The 1,195-nt window shown below is 37.3% G+C and carries 1 protein-coding gene; it reads right to left on the bottom strand.

All coding sequences use genetic code 11. From position 1 onward, the window contains the following. Positions 1 to 203: 203 nt before the first annotated feature. Positions 204 to 866 (bottom strand): DUF1120 domain-containing protein, encoded by a 663-nt coding sequence (locus tag MES37_RS24395; protein ID WP_237932826.1) that lies wholly within the window; start codon positions 864 to 866, stop codon positions 204 to 206. Between the last annotated feature and the right edge of the window lie 329 nt (positions 867 to 1,195).

The following is a 1,195-nucleotide window of genomic DNA, read 5'->3' as shown; positions in this document are numbered from 1 at the left end:
ACTTGTTATGAATTTTTTTAATCAGTTTTTTCAAGTTTAAAGAAAAGTTCAAGTTTCAGGAGAGTAGAAAATAGGTTAATCAGATTTATGCACTATTAAGAATGGAATATCCTGGTGCTGGTTAAAAGCAATCTTCATTTTGGCTGGTCTCTCTACCGGGGGAAGCACCACCCCAGTAAAGTACTCAACATGTAACCTGGTTATTAGAGGTAAGTCAGGCTAAACGTTATTTCCCCATCCAGTTCCGTTTTATCAGTAATGCCCAGTATATTTGTTGGCTGAACAGTCGCAGCCAACGTTAGAGGGAAAGCACATGTGGTAAAGGATTGTGGCATCAGACCAGAACCAACGGCTATGGTACGAAGCTCACCCTCTGCCAGAATACCATCGCTGAGAACCCATCCAGTAGCAGCATGATGATCCCGAGAAAGAATCGGTGTAATAACGCCGTCAATAGTGACATTATTTTCATCGATTCGAATACTATAAGAACCAATATCAACACCACTCGCTGTTTTACCAAAACCAAAGAGGCTTTGAATATCGCTTACAACAACCCCATCGCTAAATTTTACTGGTAGGCCAGCATCGCTATCCTGACGATTGTCTGTTGTAGTAAAACCCACTTTGACAGTAGAACCACACTCAATAGTAAAATTCATATGCTGAACAGCCACTTCATTAATTTCTGTTGAGTTCATTGAGCCTACATAAAGAGAACCAAAATCAACTACCCCGCCGTTACTCATGTTTGGTGTGCAGGCAGCCATAATCAGCTTGCCCTGAACTTTCAATGCTGTTGTATCTGTAGCATAAGAGGATGAAGAAGTGGCAGCAATCAAGCTTGCCAGAATAATTTTTTTCATAGTAATTCCTGGTAATAGGTGATTAATATAAATATATTTGCGTCTTGTTTTTTTTCGAACCAGGCATTATCTACGAAAACATTTTTTTAGAGTAGTGATGCAGGTAATAATTAAGTTTTTAACTATATTTAAAACACCAGGGTATTGGCATTAATTCGAATGGTTGATTGAGCAGGTTGTAATACATTAAAAATCCAAACCTTATTATATTTTTATTGTAAGTGCATATATCAAGCGGCAAGCAAATATGTATAATCTTTTTTCTGAGTAGAATGTAATTGTCAATCACACATGGCAATTATAGATAAATTATATGTATGTGTTACATG

The sequence above is a fragment of the Buttiauxella sp. S19-1 genome (assembly GCF_022134725.1).
Taxonomy (GTDB): Bacteria; Pseudomonadota; Gammaproteobacteria; order Enterobacterales; family Enterobacteriaceae; genus Buttiauxella; species Buttiauxella ferragutiae.
The sequence above is the reverse complement of the archived record's forward strand: the minus strand, read 5'-3'. Positions and strand labels throughout refer to the sequence as shown.